General features: G+C 62.6%; 17 protein-coding genes. 8 read left to right on the top strand and 9 right to left on the bottom strand.

Going from position 1 to position 14,547, the window contains the following annotated elements; all coding sequences use genetic code 11:
- Window positions 1–38: 38 nt before the first annotated feature.
- Together JOE27_RS02965 and JOE27_RS02960 are read right to left on the bottom strand one after the other, a co-directional pair.
- Window positions 39–632, bottom strand: coding sequence for a 2-hydroxychromene-2-carboxylate isomerase (locus JOE27_RS02965; protein ID WP_204917827.1), 594 nt, complete (start codon window positions 630–632; stop codon window positions 39–41).
- Window positions 633–658: 26 nt separating this feature from the next.
- On the bottom strand, window positions 659–1,390 hold the full coding sequence (locus JOE27_RS02960; protein WP_204917825.1) for an SDR family oxidoreductase: 732 nt from the start codon (window positions 1,388–1,390) through the stop codon (window positions 659–661).
- 89 nt (window positions 1,391–1,479) lie between these two features.
- On the opposite strand from JOE27_RS02960, the gene JOE27_RS02955 reads away from it, so the two are divergent.
- Complete coding sequence (locus JOE27_RS02955; RefSeq protein ID WP_046785657.1) at window positions 1,480–2,043, top strand: TetR/AcrR family transcriptional regulator; 564 nt, start codon at window positions 1,480–1,482, stop codon at window positions 2,041–2,043.
- On the top strand, window positions 2,030–2,623 hold the full coding sequence (locus JOE27_RS02950; protein ID WP_115275040.1) for a DUF4157 domain-containing protein: 594 nt from the start codon (window positions 2,030–2,032) through the stop codon (window positions 2,621–2,623). Before JOE27_RS02955 ends, JOE27_RS02950 begins: the two co-directional genes overlap by 14 nt.
- A 15-nt stretch (window positions 2,624–2,638) precedes the next feature.
- Here JOE27_RS02950 and JOE27_RS02945 read toward each other — a convergent pair whose 3' ends face one another.
- Window positions 2,639–3,631, bottom strand: coding sequence for a bile acid:sodium symporter family protein (locus tag JOE27_RS02945; protein WP_115275041.1), 993 nt, complete (start codon window positions 3,629–3,631; stop codon window positions 2,639–2,641).
- A gap of 118 nt (window positions 3,632–3,749) precedes the next feature.
- On the opposite strand from JOE27_RS02945, the gene ampC reads away from it, so the two are divergent.
- Both ampC and JOE27_RS02935 read left to right on the top strand, forming a co-directional pair.
- Window positions 3,750–4,889, top strand: a complete 1,140-nt coding sequence (gene ampC / locus JOE27_RS02940; protein WP_204917823.1) for a class C beta-lactamase — start codon at window positions 3,750–3,752, stop codon at window positions 4,887–4,889.
- Window positions 4,890–5,187: 298 nt separating this feature from the next.
- Window positions 5,188–5,520, top strand: a complete 333-nt coding sequence (locus tag JOE27_RS02935) for a hypothetical protein (RefSeq protein WP_012314240.1) — start codon at window positions 5,188–5,190, stop codon at window positions 5,518–5,520.
- A 57-nt stretch (window positions 5,521–5,577) separates the two neighbouring features.
- Here the strand turns inward: JOE27_RS02935 and JOE27_RS02930 are convergent, their stop codons facing one another.
- From JOE27_RS02930 to JOE27_RS02915, 4 genes are all read right to left on the bottom strand, one after another.
- On the bottom strand, window positions 5,578–5,877 hold the full coding sequence (locus JOE27_RS02930; RefSeq protein WP_115275043.1) for a hypothetical protein: 300 nt from the start codon (window positions 5,875–5,877) through the stop codon (window positions 5,578–5,580).
- 143 nt (window positions 5,878–6,020) lie between these two features.
- A complete protein-coding gene (locus tag JOE27_RS02925; protein ID WP_115275044.1) occupies window positions 6,021–6,209 on the bottom strand; it encodes a hypothetical protein in 189 nt (62 codons plus the stop codon).
- 142 nt (window positions 6,210–6,351) lie between these two features.
- The gene (locus JOE27_RS02920) at window positions 6,352–6,672 is read right to left on the bottom strand and encodes a YbjQ family protein (RefSeq protein WP_012314237.1); all 321 of its coding nucleotides are present in this window, start codon (window positions 6,670–6,672) and stop codon (window positions 6,352–6,354) included.
- Window positions 6,673–6,768: 96 nt separating this feature from the next.
- Window positions 6,769–7,656 carry an EamA family transporter gene (locus JOE27_RS02915; RefSeq protein ID WP_204917821.1) on the bottom strand — a complete coding sequence of 296 codons (888 nt, stop codon included), beginning with the start codon at window positions 7,654–7,656 and terminating at the stop codon, window positions 6,769–6,771.
- A 241-nt stretch (window positions 7,657–7,897) separates the two neighbouring features.
- On the opposite strand from JOE27_RS02915, the gene JOE27_RS02910 reads away from it, so the two are divergent.
- Window positions 7,898–8,953 (top strand): DJ-1/PfpI family protein, encoded by a 1,056-nt coding sequence (locus JOE27_RS02910; RefSeq protein ID WP_119688927.1) that lies wholly within the window; start codon window positions 7,898–7,900, stop codon window positions 8,951–8,953.
- 82 nt (window positions 8,954–9,035) lie between these two features.
- A complete protein-coding gene (locus JOE27_RS02905; protein WP_204917819.1) occupies window positions 9,036–10,241 on the top strand; it encodes an NAD(P)/FAD-dependent oxidoreductase in 1,206 nt (401 codons plus the stop codon).
- A gap of 57 nt (window positions 10,242–10,298) precedes the next feature.
- On the opposite strand, the gene JOE27_RS02900 is transcribed toward JOE27_RS02905, so the two are convergent.
- Window positions 10,299–11,201, bottom strand: a complete 903-nt coding sequence (locus tag JOE27_RS02900; RefSeq protein WP_115275047.1) for a LysR family transcriptional regulator — start codon at window positions 11,199–11,201, stop codon at window positions 10,299–10,301.
- A 123-nt stretch (window positions 11,202–11,324) separates the two neighbouring features.
- On the opposite strand from JOE27_RS02900, the gene JOE27_RS02895 reads away from it, so the two are divergent.
- Window positions 11,325–12,389, top strand: a complete 1,065-nt coding sequence (locus JOE27_RS02895; protein WP_204917817.1) for an AbrB family transcriptional regulator — start codon at window positions 11,325–11,327, stop codon at window positions 12,387–12,389.
- Between the two features lie 24 nt (window positions 12,390–12,413).
- On the opposite strand, the gene JOE27_RS02890 is transcribed toward JOE27_RS02895, so the two are convergent.
- Window positions 12,414–12,893, bottom strand: a complete 480-nt coding sequence (locus tag JOE27_RS02890; RefSeq protein WP_046785456.1) for a VOC family protein — start codon at window positions 12,891–12,893, stop codon at window positions 12,414–12,416.
- Between the two features lie 243 nt (window positions 12,894–13,136).
- Between JOE27_RS02890 and JOE27_RS02885 the strand changes: the two genes are divergently transcribed.
- Window positions 13,137–14,354 carry a hypothetical protein gene (locus tag JOE27_RS02885; protein ID WP_204917815.1) on the top strand — a complete coding sequence of 406 codons (1,218 nt, stop codon included), beginning with the start codon at window positions 13,137–13,139 and terminating at the stop codon, window positions 14,352–14,354.
- Window positions 14,355–14,547: the final 193 nt, after the last annotated feature.

The following is a 14,547-nucleotide window of genomic DNA, read 5'->3' as shown; positions in this document are numbered from 1 at the left end:
GGCTGATCGCGGCCAGCACCGCGAACAGCCCGCAGCGCTCAAAGCTTCAGTGCATCGGCCACGAAGTCCAGACGATCCTGGCCAAAGTACATCTGGCCATCGACAAAACAGGTCGGCGCACCAAACACCCCGCGCTCCACAGCCTCTTCTGTCGCCTGTTTCAATGCCGCCTTCACCTCTTCGTCGCCAGTCAGCACCTGAAATTCAGCGGCGGTAAAACCGGCTTCAGCGAGCACCTGCTCCAATACGGTGACATCACCAAGGTTGCGCCGTTGTACCCATAACCCGTTGAACAGCGCCGCGAGCAAAGCGTCGAAGCGTTCCGGCGCGCGCAACTGCGTGCCCACCAGGCCACGCATCAAGGCCAAGGTGTTGATGGGAAAGCCAGGCGGCAGCCCGAACGGCACGCCATAGCGCGCGGCAAACCGCGCCAGGTCGGTGAGCATGTAGCGCCCCTTGGCGGGGATCATCACTGGCGACGCGTTGCCTGTGGCCTGAAACACGCCGCCAAGCAACATCGGCCGGTAACGCAACGCTGCGCCATGGCGGGCGCACAGCGCCGGTAGCTGGGTCCAGGCCAGATAGCTGGCGGGGCTACCCAGGTCGAAGAAGAACTCCACGGTCTTGCTCATGCAACGCACTCCTTTAAGGGTAGGGCTTACCAGCGCTCCATCCACGGGCGCAGGTAGAGTTCGAAGGTCCAGGCGTCGCGTGGCTGTGCGTGCAGGAACCAGTAGCTGTCGGCGATGTGCGCCGGATCCAGAATGCCGTCCTGATCCTTGAGGGCGTAGCGTTCGGGGAAACTGTCACGGATGAATGCGGTGTCGATGGCGCCATCCACCACCACATGGGCAACGTGGATATTGCGCGGCCCCAACTCACGCGCCATGCTTTGCGCCAAAGCCCGCAGGCCATGCTTGGCTCCGGCGAAGGCCGCAAACCCGGCTGCGCCACGGGTGCCCGCGGTGGCACCGGTAAACAGGATTGTGCCGCGCTCACGCACGACCATGCGCCGTGCCACCGCCTGGGCGGTGAGAAAGCCTGCGAAGCAGGCCATTTCCCAGATCTTGAAGTACTTGCGCGGGGTTTCCTCAAGGATGCTACAGGGGACATTGGCGCCAATATTGAAAACGAAGGCTTCGATCGGCCCGATATCGCGCTCGATGGTTTCGACAAGCTCGGCGACTTCATCTTCCTTGCGTGCATCGGAGGCGAAACCGTGTGCCTGCCCGCCGGCAGCACGGATCTCTTCCACCAAGGGTTGCAGTTTGTCGACCTGACGCCGTGTGACGCAGGCGATGTACCCCTCACGGGCAAAGCGCTTGGCGATTTCGCCGCCAGTGGCATCTCCCGCACCGATCACCAGCACCACTTTTTGTTGTTCTGTCATGCGCACCTCAATTGATGAACGATCGTTTAGTAAACGAACGCTATGTTACGATCACCGGCATCGTCAAGCCCGCCCGCGAGGTTTTTCAGGTGCGCTACTCAACTGAACACAAGCAACAAACCCGTGACAAGCTGCTAGCCAGCAGCGGTGCGCTGGCCAAGCGCGGCGGTTTTGCCAGCACCGGCGTGGCCGGGCTGATGAAAGCCATCGGCCTGACCGGCGGCGCCTTCTACAACCACTTCCCGTCCAAGGACGACCTGTTTACCGAAGTGGTCCGCCAAGAGCTTTGCAACAGCCCGCTGGCACGCCTGGCCAATCAGGGCGCCAGCCGCGAACGCCTGGTGCGCTGCCTGCAGCAGTACCTGAGCCTGGCGCACCTGCACAATCCCGAAGGCGGTTGCCCGCTGCCGCCACTGGGCGTGGAGATTGCCCGCGCCGAACGGCCGGTGCGTGAAGAAGCCGAGCACTGGCTGGTGAGCCTGCACAGTGCGTGGAGCCAGACGCTGGAGGATGAAGCCCTGGCCTGGGTGCTGATCAGCCAGTGTGTCGGGGCGCTGGTGGTCGGGCGCATGCTGGCCAGCGAGTCGGTCCAGACCCAGCTTCTGCAAGCCAATCGAAGTTGCGTCGAAAGGGCTCTGAATGAGAGCTGCTAGCCTGCTGTGTGCAATGTTGCTGAGCACTACGGCCTCGGCCGAGCAGGCCTGCCCACCAGGGCAGTATCAGGTCTGCCTGATGGGTTGCTTCTGCGCGCCGATCGACCTTGGCCAGGCCGGCCAGGTGCTCAAGGACGTCGAGGTCATGGCCTCCAGCAGCCTGGCCTTCGCCTTGCGCCAGGCCCGCGATGAAGCTACCGCCAACGGCAGTGAACCGATCCCCTTGCACATCCGAGCCCAGCTTGAGGGCTGGTATGACTTTGCCGTGCTCGATGCAGCGCGCTATCGGGTTGGGGACGAGCAGCAGATCAGCGCCGCCAATGCCCTGCTGCAGAACCCGGATGTGAATGCGGTGACGCTGATCGACACGATCATCTTCCGCCATGCCAGTGATGCAGAGGACAACGTGGCACTGTGGGCGCATGAGCTCAAGCATGTGCAGCAGTATCAGGAACTGGGGGTAGAGGAATTCGCCCGTCGCTATACGCGCAATTACGAGGCGCTCGAAGAGCCGGCCTACAAGATCGAGGCCGAGGTCGGCAAGGCCTTGCGCCAGCGCAGTTCGGGGCAGGCTCGTTAGCCTTCACCGGTCTCATCAGGAGGAAGCAGTAGCCCCCTCACCCTCTTCCACCCTGCTGGCATACCGCTGCGCCAGCACCGCACACACCATCAACTGGATTTGATGGAACAGCATGAGCGGCAAGATCATGGCGCCGATGCCACTGCCCACGAACAACACTTGCGCCATTGGCACACCTGTGGCCAGGCTCTTCTTGGAGCCGGCAAACAGGATGGTGATGCGGTCTTCCAGGCTGAAGCCCAACACCTTGCCCAGCAAGCGGGTACCGTACAGCACTACCGCCAGCAGAATCCCGCATACGGCGAACAAGCCCGCCAGGTGCTGCGGCGATACCGTGTGCCACAAGCCCGTCACTACCGCCTCGCTGAACGCGGTGTAGACCACCAGCAGGATCGAGCCCTGATCCACCACTTTGAGCCAGCGCGCATTGCGTTTGACCCATGCGCCAATCCAGCGCCGCGCAATCTGCCCGGCGATGAAGGGCACCAACAGCTGCAGGGTGATTTTCAGCACTGCATCCAGGCCCGACCCGGTATCGCCCCCAGCCCCCAACAGCAGCATCACCAGCAGCGGCGTCAGGAAGATCCCGATCAGGCTGGACGCCGCTGCACTGCAAATGGCAGCTGGCACGTTGCCGCGGGCCAACGATGTGAAGGCGATGGCCGACTGCACAGTGGCGGGCAAGGCGCACAGGTAGAGCACGCCCAGATACAACTCGTTGCCCACCAGCGGCACGAACAGTGGCTTGAAGGCAAGGCCGAGCAACGGGAACAGCACGAAGGTGCAGGAGAACACCAGCAAGTGCAGGCGCCAGTGCCCGGCACCGGCGATAATCGCCTCGCGCGACAGCTTGGCACCGTGCAGGAAGAACAGCAGACCGATGGCCAGGTTGGTCAACCAGCCGAAATACACCGCGCCATTACCAGAGCAGGGCAACACGGTGGCGATCAGCACTACCCCGAGCAAGGCCAGGGTGAAGTTGTCGAACAACATGCGCAAATACTTCATAACAGTTTCCGTCTTGTCGTTGTGCAATGACAGACGATAAGGTCTTGGGCTTTTTCCCGCTAACGCTGGAACCCCCACCGGTGTCGCTCAACGGACACAGACTGAAAAGGATCTTTGCATGCACTTCGCTCCCCTCATTGCAGCTACCGCGCTGGCGTTGATCGCCGCCACGGCAAACGCAGCCGATCCCCTGCAGGCCCAGGTGGACGAGATCATCCGTCCACTGATGCATGACCAGGACATCGCCGGCATGGCCGTAGGCCTGTACGTAAACGGCCAGGCGCACTACTTCAGCTACGGCGTGGCCAGCAAGGCCGACAACAAACCCGTCACCGCCGATACGCTGTTCGAGATCGGTTCATTGAGCAAAACCTACACCGCTACCCTTGCCGCGCTGGCCAGCGCCGAAGGCAAGCTTGATCTCGACGCACCGGCCCAACGCTACCAGCCAGCCCTTGCCGGCACGTCGCTGGGTAAAGCCAGTGTGCTCGAACTGGGGGCGTACAGCGCCGACTGCCTGCCCCTGCAGTTCCCTGACGCTGTCCAGACTGACGAGCAAGCGCTGGAGTTCTTCCGAACCTGGAAGCCCCGTGCTGAACATGGTACCCAGCGCTGCTATTCGAACCCAAGCCTGGGGCTGTTCGGCGACTTGGCAGCACGCGCGCAGCAGCAGCCATTCGCAGAACTGATGACCAAAAGCCTGTTGCCACAAATGGGCCTGAAACACACCTACCTGCAGGTACCTGCCAGCGCGCAGGGCCTCTATGCCCAAGGGTATGACGCACAAAACCGGCCGGTGCACGTCAGCCCGGGCCCATATGCCGATGAGGCCTACGCAATCAAGACCAGCGCCAGCGACCTGCTGCGCTACGTGCGCCTGCACATGCAGCCAGCCGAGTTGTCGCCTGCGTTGAGAAATGCGGCCGCCATTACCCAGGCGGGCTATTTCCAGGTCGGTGCAATGACCCAAGGCCTGGGATGGGAACGCTACCCCTACCCCGCAGCGCTCGATACGCTGGTCGATGGCAACGGTTCACGGATGGTTCGGGAGCCTCAGGCCACCCAGCGTCTGAACCCGACACGCCCCGCCCTGCCCCAGGCCTGGTACAACAAGACCGGCGCCACGGGCGGCTTTGGCGCCTATGCCGCGTTCATTCCGGCCGAAGGCAAGGCCATCGTTCTTCTGGCAAACCGCAATTATCCCAACGAAGAACGCGTGCGTGCGGCCTACCGGATCCTCTCCGGCATTGACCGCTGAAAGGCACCCCGAGCAGGATTGTCCGACAAGATGTAGTGGAAAAAAATATTCACTACAAAACGGTTGACGCCATTCATCGCGCTTGGGCATGATGAAGCCGTCTCCCTGATCGGGAGCGGTGGCAAGGGTGTTCCAGATGGCCTGCGCGGTAACGCAGGCCGTCCGTGGAGAGGGAACTGTCCAAAAGGCAGCGTGAGAAAGCCCCTGTTGCGATGCTGCTGTAGCAGCCTTGGTAGTGCGCTACATGCTGTAGCGCCAACTGTGAAAATCACCAACAAAAATGGGTAATGGGGGCTTTATGATGAACTTGAACAACAATCCCACAATTGACCAACTGGCCCAGCTGTTTGCCATGCGCAAGGACAGCCTCGACGACCACCTGCTGTGGGTCAGCCAAACCGGCGAAGTGCGCCTCGACCGCCTGCCGCCGAACACCATCGAAGATGAATTCGAAGAGCACCTGCCCAGCATGCGTGCCCGCTTCAAGGTCTACCGCCGTGGCCAGGGCTACGTCGGCAAGAAGGCCGCCGCCGACACCGAGTTCGTTGGCCGCGTGCTGCAGACCCTGCAACAAGAATGGCCCGCCGCCCGTGAGCGGCAGGCAGTCAAGGTGATCGAGCCGCTCAACTGACCCTTCATTGAGCTGCCACACCACTTCCTGAGCCCGGCCCGCATAGGCCGGGCTTTTTCATGCCTGGCGACGCTGTCGCTGCGGCAATGCCAATGCGCCAATCGCCAGCGCCCTGGCCCGCTCGACGCCCCATACCAAAGCACGTGTCATGGTCTCACCCGGGCGTGCCGGGTAATACTCTTCCAGCAACGCTTTGCCGTCCTGGCCGTATAGCCCTAGGAACAGTTGCGTGGCGCCCAGCCGTGACAGGCGCACCTGTACATCGATGGTGGTGCCATCGCTCAGTGCTTCATCGTGGCTGCGGCAGTGCAATTGCGCATCGGCCCACTGCCAGTAAGCTTCTTCCCTGACCCGCATGCAAACAGTGCTCCTTTACTGAGATCCCCAGGCAGAAGACCACAGCTGCATCGATTCGGCGAGCACAACCCAGCGTTACCATGAGCAAGATCAAACAAGGAACAAAAAAACCCCGCGAAGGGTGCGGGGTTATGTGAACGGGGTCACTTTCTCGGGGCAACCCTCGGCGTGAAGCGGCCCTTTTTGCTGCGTTGCAGATGTGCCGGTTGCAGCTGCTGCGAATCATCCAGCGTCATGTGGGCAAAGCCCAGGCGAAACGCTGCCTGACCGCAGCGCACCTGGCTGTTGATGGGGAACGCATCATTCATGTCTTCGAAAAAGGACTCACTCATGCCCTGTCTCCATTTCAGTGGCGACCGCGCCGGCAAGTGAAGGGTTTTGCCTGGAAAAACGCAGCCTGTGAAAGTGAGACTAGCCGGTCATTTACGGACTGCTCGGGCAAACCACCCGGAGCCGACAAGTGGCACAATGCCGTTATTTCAGGCGCACAGCGGTGCCCGTGGCGAACACTACAACCATGCCGCCTTGCACTGAGGGCATGCTGATTTCGAAATCCACACCCACCACTGCATCGGCTTGCAACTGCCGTGCCCGTGCTTTCAGTTCCTCGGTTGCCTGCTCGCGGGCGAGGCGTAGTGCGCCCTCCAGCGTCTGTGAGCGGCCGCCGAAGAAGTCGCGAAAGCGTGCAAAGAAATCGCGCACAAAGTTGATGCCTTGCACCGATTCGGAGCTGACTACGCCAAGGTATTCAGCAATCGGCCGGCCTTCGAGCTGGCTGGTGGTGGATATGATCATCGCAGGCTCCGGTGGCGTGACAAAAGAGCCCGAGTCTAACAAAGCATCGGCCCTTCGGGTTTACCCGGGAGAGGGCCGAACGGCTCTACACAACCATTATTGAGCGCTCGCAGCCCGTAACCGCTGGCCAAGCTTGGGTCCGAACACATTGACCAGCAGCCCGAGCATCACCAACAGCGCCCCCCACCCCTGCACTGCCGTCAGCCGCTCACCCAGCAACCAGGCGGAAGAGCTCAAGCCAATCACCGGCACCAGCAACGAAAACGGCGCGACCTTACCCGCCGGGTGCCGCGACAGCAGCGTGCTCCACAAGCTGTAGCCGAGCATGGTGGCTACGAACGCCAGGTAGATCAGCGCCAGCACCGAGCTCCAGCCGATATTGGCCAGCGCATGGCCGATACGCTCGGGCCCTTCCAGCCACCACGACAGGGCCAAAAACGGCAGCGGCGGGATCAGCCCGCCCCAGATCACCAGCGCCACCAGGTCGACCGAGCCAAACCGCCGTGTGATGATATTGCCCATGCCCCACATTGCGCCTGCGCACAAGGTCAGCAGTAGCGCCACCATCGGCACGTGGCCACTGTCCTCGCTGCCGATCAGCGCCAGCCCGCTGGCTGCAACCAGCAAACCCAGCAGGCTCGCCAAGCGCAAGCGCTCACCCAGAAACAGCGCAGCGAACCCGAGGGTGAAGAAAGCCTGGGATTGCAACACCAGTGACGCCAGGCCTGGCGGCATGCCGCTATACATGGCCTGGAACAGGAAGGCGAACTGCCCCAGGGAAATCGTGGCGCCATAGGCGATCAGCCAGCGCCACGGCAGTTTCGGCCGCTTGACCAGCAAGATCGCCGGGAACGCAACCAGCAAGAAGCGCAACGCCCCCAACAGCATCAGCGGCAGGCCATCGAGGCCCACTTTGATGACCACGAAATTGACTCCCCAGGCGACGATCACTACCAGGGCAATCAGCAGGTCCTTGAGCGGCATTGCAGCTTCCTTCTTCAGGCGTTCTAGACATATTTCGTTACAGCATAAAGCCATTTGCACATGCTGGACCGGCACAGTTAGGCTTCGGCCTTGCGCAACAGTACAGATATTCTGGAACGGGCTCGGGCGTTCACCCTGACTCAACCTCCCTGTAACGTTGCACAGCGCGACCAACTCATACCTTGGGGCGCCCGGTGACCCAATAGTCAAGCGCCACTTTTCGTTTCAATCAGGCCACACCATGACCGATATCGCAGGGCAACTCGACCCTCCCCTGTTACCCGTCGACCAGCCTCGGGTGGTGGTCTTCGTTGCCTACCCCGCCATGGGCCTGCTCGACCTCAGCGGCGCGCAGACCGTGTTCTGGGCAGCCACCAAGGCCATGGCCGAGCGCGGCCTGCCCGGCTACCGCCTGCATACTGCCAGCCTCGACGGTGGCCTGCAGCCAACCGCCGAAGGCCTGGTGGTGGCCACCGAGCGCCTGGATGATGCCATGGCCCAGGCCGTCGACACGTTGATCGTACCCGGCGCGCCGGACATCATCCGCAGCCTTCCCGAGCACGGTCCGCTGGTGGCCTGGCTGCGCCGCGCCAGCCAGCACGCCAGGCGCACGGCATCGGTCTGCAGCGGCACGTTCCTGCTGGCCAGTGCCGGCCTGCTCGACGGCCGTCGTGCTGCCACCCACTGGGCCATGTGCGAGGTGTTGCGGCGCGACTTCCCGGCCGTGCAGGTCGACCACGAATCGATCTTCGTTCAGCAAGGTACCCTGTGGACCTCGGCGGGTGTGAGTGCAGGGATCGACCTGGCACTGGCGCTGGTCGAGCTGGACTGCGGCCGCGACGTCGCGATGCAGGTGGCTCGCGAACTGGTGGTGTTTCTCAAGCGCCCGGGCGGCCAGGCGCAGTTCAGCGAACTGCTCAAGCTGCAAGGCCAGGACTGCGCGGAGTTCGAAGCCCTGCACCTGTGGCTCAATGAGAACCTGGGCGACCCACGCTTGAGCGTGGAGTGCCTGGCCGAACAGGCGCACATGAGCCTGCGCAATTTCACCCGGGTGTACAAACTGAAGACCGGCCGCACACCGGCCAAGGCGATCGAGGTGTTCCGCCTGGAGGCGGCCCGGCGCCAGCTGGAAAACACCGACAGCCACATCGAGCAGGTCGCCCGCCTGTGCGGCTTCGGTAGCGAAGAACGCATGCGCCTTGCCTTCCAGCGCCACCTGGCCGTCACCCCGCGCGACTACCGTGCGCGCTTCGCCCGCAGCGTGCCGCTGGCCGAAATTCAGGGTTCTTTGGCCTAGGGCCCGCGCTTCGTCGCCCGTAGCATCGTTGATCGCAAACAAGGGCTACCTTGTTCTATCCGGACCTTCCAGGAGCACAACGATGAAAAACATCCTGATCATTGGCGCAGGTTTCGCCGGCCTGTGGAGCGCCCTGAGCGCTGTCCGCCAACTGGACCTGCATGGCCGTACGGATATCGAGGTGACGCTGCTCGCGCCTCAGCCCGAATTGCATGTGCGCCCACGGTTCTACGAGCCCGACGTGCACACCATGGCTGCGCCGTTGCAGGCGTTGTTCGAGGCGGTGAGTGTGCGTTTCGTGCAGGGCACGGCGTTCCACATCGACGAAGCCGGCAAGCGTGTGAGCTACCGCACCCAGAGCGGCACCGAATGCAGCCTGCCCTACGACCGCCTGATCATGGCCTGCGGCAGCGTTCTCAACCGCCCGGACATGGTCGGCATCGAACATGTCTTCGATGTCGACAAGATCGACAGTGCCGCACGCCTTGAGGCCCACCTCAAGTCCTTGGCCAACCTGCCCGACACCCCTGCACGCAATACCGTGGTAGTGGCGGGCGGCGGCTTCACCGGCATCGAGACCGCGACCGAGCTGCCATCGCGCTTGCGCAATATCCTTGGCGAGCAGGCACGGCTGCGCGTGGTGGTGGTCGACCGCGGCGTGAAAATCGGTGCAGCTTTGGGCGACGGCATTCGCCCCTCTATCGAGCAGGCCTGCGAGTCACTGGGTATCGAATGGATCTGCGCGGCCAGCGTGGCCTCGGTCGACCCCGAAGGCGTACTGCTGGACAACGGCCAGCGCATCGAGGCCGGTACAGTGATCTGGACCGTGGGCTTCAAGGCCAACCCGTTGACCGAGCAGATCAGCGGCGAACGCGACCGCCAAGGCCGCCTGCACGTGGATGGCAACCTCAAGGTCAAGGGCAATGAGGCGGTGTATGCCGCCGGTGACGTGGCCTACGCGGCCTGCGATGAGGCGGGCAACTACGCGGTGATGTCCTGCCAGCATGCCATCCCGCTCGGGCGTTACGCGGGCAACAACGCTGTGGCCGAACTCATTGGCGTGGCGCCCATGCCCTACAGCCAGCCCAAGTATGTGACCTGCCTCGACCTGGGTGCCTGGGGCGCGGTATACACCGAAGGCTGGGAACGCACGGTTTCCCCGCCCACGGACAAGGCCGAAGCGAAGGTGCTGAAGTCGCAGATCAACTCGATCTGGATTTATCCGCCGGCGGCCACGGACCGTCAGGCAGCATTGGCGGCGGCGGACCCGACCATACCAGTGGCCTGACCCAGCATCCATGGCCCACGCTTGGCAGCGCGGCAACACCTGCGCCGCGCAAGCAGTTCAATCCCGCTCGAAGAAGCTTGGGCCCTTTTCCTTCAGCAGCGCTACCAGCGCCCCGGCTGCCGGCGACAGGTAGCCGTCGGTGCGCACGGACACCGCCACGGTCCGGCGCATGGTGGTTTGCTGCAGAGGCACCTCGCGCAACCACGTCATCCCCAACCCGTGTTCCAGCGTTTCCCGTGCGACAAAGCTGAGCAGTCGCGTTCGGGCGATCAGCCGTGGCAACAGTGAAATAGCGTTGGTTTCCACCTGCACTTGCGGCGCCGGCAACTGGTGGCTGATGAATACATTGTCGATCCAGCGCCGCGCTGTAACGGTCGGCCCTGCCAGCACCCAGCGGTACTGGCAGAGGTCCTTTAGCTCGATGGGCCCGCAGAACACCGGATGCTCGGCGCTGGCCACCACGATCGCCTCATCTTCAAGGATGGCATGCGTGGTGAACTGCGGGTCATCGGCAAGCTGCGGCGAAATGATCACATCCAGGCGCCCCGCCCGTAGCGACTCCTTGAGTACATCGTCCTGCGCGATAGACAGCTTCAGGGTTACCTCAGGCGCCCGCTCGAGCAAGGCGGCGGTCAGGTGGGGCAGCAAGTGGTCGGCCATGCTCGCCGCGCAGCCCAGGCGAATGTTACCCACCAGCCCATTGGCAAAATCGCGCACCTCACGCTCGGTTTCGGCGATGTTCAGCTGCAGTTGCCTGCCCCGTGCCAGCAACAGCTTGCCGACATCGGTGAGTTTGATGCGGCGGCCGTCGCGCTGAAACAACCGGGTGCCCAGCGACTCTTCAAGCCGTTGAATGCTCTTGGTCAGTGCCGGCTGGCTGCGGTTGAGCTTTTCTGCGGCTCGGCCCAGATGGCCGAGTTCGGCGATGGTTTCGAAGTAGGTGAGATCGCGCAGGTCCATGATTCATGAATTTCAGTTATGGATTCATCAAAAGTAGAAAATAGACTTGATCGATTACGCAGTCGATAATTTTCTGCGCTGGCGTTGCCAGCCCGCGTTGTCGCTACGCAAGGAGTATCCCCGTTGCAGACTGCCCTCCCAGGCTCTTCCAGAACCCCCACCCTGTGGTTAGCCCTGCTGACCTGCGCCGGTGCCTGCGGCCAGCTGCTGCATGCCATGGCCGTACCGGCCGGCTTGTTCCTCGGCCCCATGCTGGTAGCCATTGCGTTTGGCGTATCCGGAGCACGCTTGAGCATGCACCGCCAGGTGTTCCGCTTCGGCCAAGGCTGTGTTGGCCTGCTGGTCGCACACTCGGTGACCTGGGCTGTGCTGGTCTGCATGGCGCACTCCTGGCACATGATGCTGGTGGCCACCTTCATCACCGTTGCCCTGAGCGCTCTGGTCGGGCTCGGTACCGTGCGTTTCGGTGGCATACCTGGCAGCACGGCTGCGTGGGGAACCGCGCCCGGTGCGGCCTCGGCCATGGTATCGATGGCCGAAGAAAACGGCGCCGACGCCCGGGTGGTGGCGACCATGCAATATGTGCGGGTGGTGTGCGTGGTGATGATCGGTGCGCTGGTCAGCCACCTGCTGGGCGCTACGCCGGGCAACGGCGCCGTGGCCAGTTCACCGGCGGTGATGCAAAGCCCGACCCTGTTCGACACGGCACTCAGCGTTGGCGTGGTGCTGTTCGGTATGCTGGTGGGTAGCCGCATGCCGGCCGGCGCCCTGCTGATGCCGCTGTTGCTCGGCGGTGCGCTGCAACTGGGCGGCGTGCTGACGATCACACTGCCCGCACCGCTGCTGGCCTTCGCCTATGGCGCCATCGGTTGCTACATAGGCCTGCGCTTTGACCGGCAGACCGTGCGCTATGTGTGGAAGCGCTTGCCGACGATGATTGCCGGCGCCATGGCCTTGATCATCCTGTGTGCCGCCTGTGCCTGGGTACTGGCAATGGCCATGGATACCGACTTTCTGTCGATGTACCTGGCCACCAGCCCCGGGGGGCTGGATGCCATGGCGATCATCGCGGTCGAGACGCATGCCGACGTCGGGTTGGTGCTGGCGATGCAGACCTTGCGCTTGTTTGGCGTGATTCTTACCGGGGCCTTCTGTGCTCGGCAGATCATTCGAATGACACAGGCATGACCTGATCGCGCCTTGCGCTGACGGTCAGCCGCGCAACGCCGCCTCGATTGCGGCCACATCGATCTTGCCCATGTCCAGCATCGCCTCGAACGCCCGCTTTGCCGCCGCCCGGTCCGGGTTGCCGATGGCTTCGATCAGGATCCTTGGGCAGATCTGCCAGGATATTCCCCACTTGTCCTTGCACCAGCCGCAGACGCTTTCTTGTCCGCCATTGCTGACGATGGCGTGCCACAGTCGGTCGGTCTCGGCCTGGTCCTCAGTGCTGACCTGAAACGAAAATGCCTCGCAGTGGCTGAACGCCTTGCCGCCATTGAGCCCCACGCAAGGGATGCCCATGACGGTGAATTCGACCGTGATCACATCACCCGCCTTGCCTGAGGGGTAATCACTCGGTGCCTGATGCACCGCGATTACCTTGCTGTCGGGGAAAGTGCTGGCGTAGAAGTTCGCAGCGTCTTGCGCGTCGTGATCGAACCACAGGCAAATCGTGTTCTTGGCAGTCATGGCAAGGCTCCAGGGATAGGCCGGGACCTTTCAGTCTAGCCCCTGGGCACGGCACGACGATGGGCGGGGCGCACGCTTGATCGGAGTGCGTCAAGCGCAGTGATTGCCGATGCCTGGCCAAATCAGAAAATCCCTACACGCAGCGGAGAATTATCGAGTCTTTGCACGCTTCACTTATCCATCCGGCAAGCACGATCATCTCCAAAGCGGCCTATAACCGACTTTTTTCAGGGAGATTCAGGTTTGTCGGACTTCCAAGCAAAGCTGCAGCACCTTACCGCTGAACAGGTCGAGGCGCTGTACAACGAATACATCAGCGGTGAAAAGATTGCACACCTGCTCGAGCGCTACGCCATTGACGTGGCACCCAGCAGCCTGATCAAGGCGTTCCCGCCCCTGCCCTGCGCCGCCCTGCGTTGCCCCTACTGCAAAACCAGCCTGTATGAACGGCGTAAAAGCCGCACAGCTTCGAGCAGCCACGAAAACATGGCCTTCTGCAAAACCTGCGAGCATCGCCATTACTTCCCCGGGCGTACCCAGTGGCGCCGCGATTGCGCGTGCCAACCGTGCCTGGCGGCGCGCCAACAGGCCAGGCTGGAGCTGCAAGCACAACAGCGCCAACGCATAAGGGAGCACTGGTCACTGGCCAGACGCCGGCCGATACCTCTGCGCAGCCTTTCGATAACCCGCAAGCTGCAACTGTTGGCCCTGCTCGAGGTGCGAATGGACAAACAGCTTGACCGCCTGCTCCCGGCAGAGCATCCCACTGGCGATGAATGTCTCAGCCCGTCCAAGACCATGGATGCAAACCTGCTGCAGGCTTTGCAAGAAGACCTGATCCTGCTGGTCGACCCTGATTCGCCGCCGGTATGTTTCAGCAATGACCCAACGCCCAAGGCATGGCGTGACAAAGTGTACTGGGTGGTCAATGTAAGCCTGCACGGGCACCAACGTACGCGCCTGGCGCCGCTGCATCGCGCGCTGCTTGAGCTGCTGGGCGCAGGCCCCCGGCCCGAGTGGCGCGAAGAGCTCAGCGAGGCAATCACAACCTTGGCGATTGAAGAGGTGTTTGCCTGCATTGCTTCGCGCTGCGCTGCGCATGGCCTGCCGTTCGAAGCTAGCGCAAAGGCCGAGCGGGTTGTCGCGCAACTGCTCGGTATGCTGCCAGTAGCGTCTGCCTGGTCACTTGTCGACGGCGCGGTGCACGGCGCGCTTGCCTACAGGGCACGCAGCCATGTCACGCCGCTTCATGCCAGCAGCACCATTCCCGCCAACATGCTGGCGGCGGCTGAACGGGCCGTGAGGGAGCAGTGGCAGTTCAGCCCGTGCAGCTACGCCAGCAACGCAGTGCTCAGCCACTACAGCCGTGTGCTGTTCGATGTACTCCTGCGACAGGCGGATCACGGCCTGCGGCGCAGGATTGCCGAGTACATCGAGCAGCTTCCCTGTCGTGGCGCATAACGGCAGTCACTTCAGAGTTTTTTCCAGGCCCTTGACGATCCCGCGAACAGGCCGCTTCCGACAGGCGAAGCAGCCTGTTCGCCGAGGCGCTCTAGCCCGCCCTTTGCAACATCCTGCAGACAATTCCTACCCCCAGCAGTGAACCTGCTTGCAAAAATGCGGTCTTTCGCTGACGGTCAATCCACCGACCGGT

Source organism: Pseudomonas sp. M5, from assembly GCF_016907075.1.
Lineage (GTDB): Bacteria > Pseudomonadota > Gammaproteobacteria > Pseudomonadales > Pseudomonadaceae > Aquipseudomonas > Aquipseudomonas putida_E.
The sequence above is the reverse complement of the archived record's forward strand: the minus strand, read 5'-3'. Positions and strand labels throughout refer to the sequence as shown.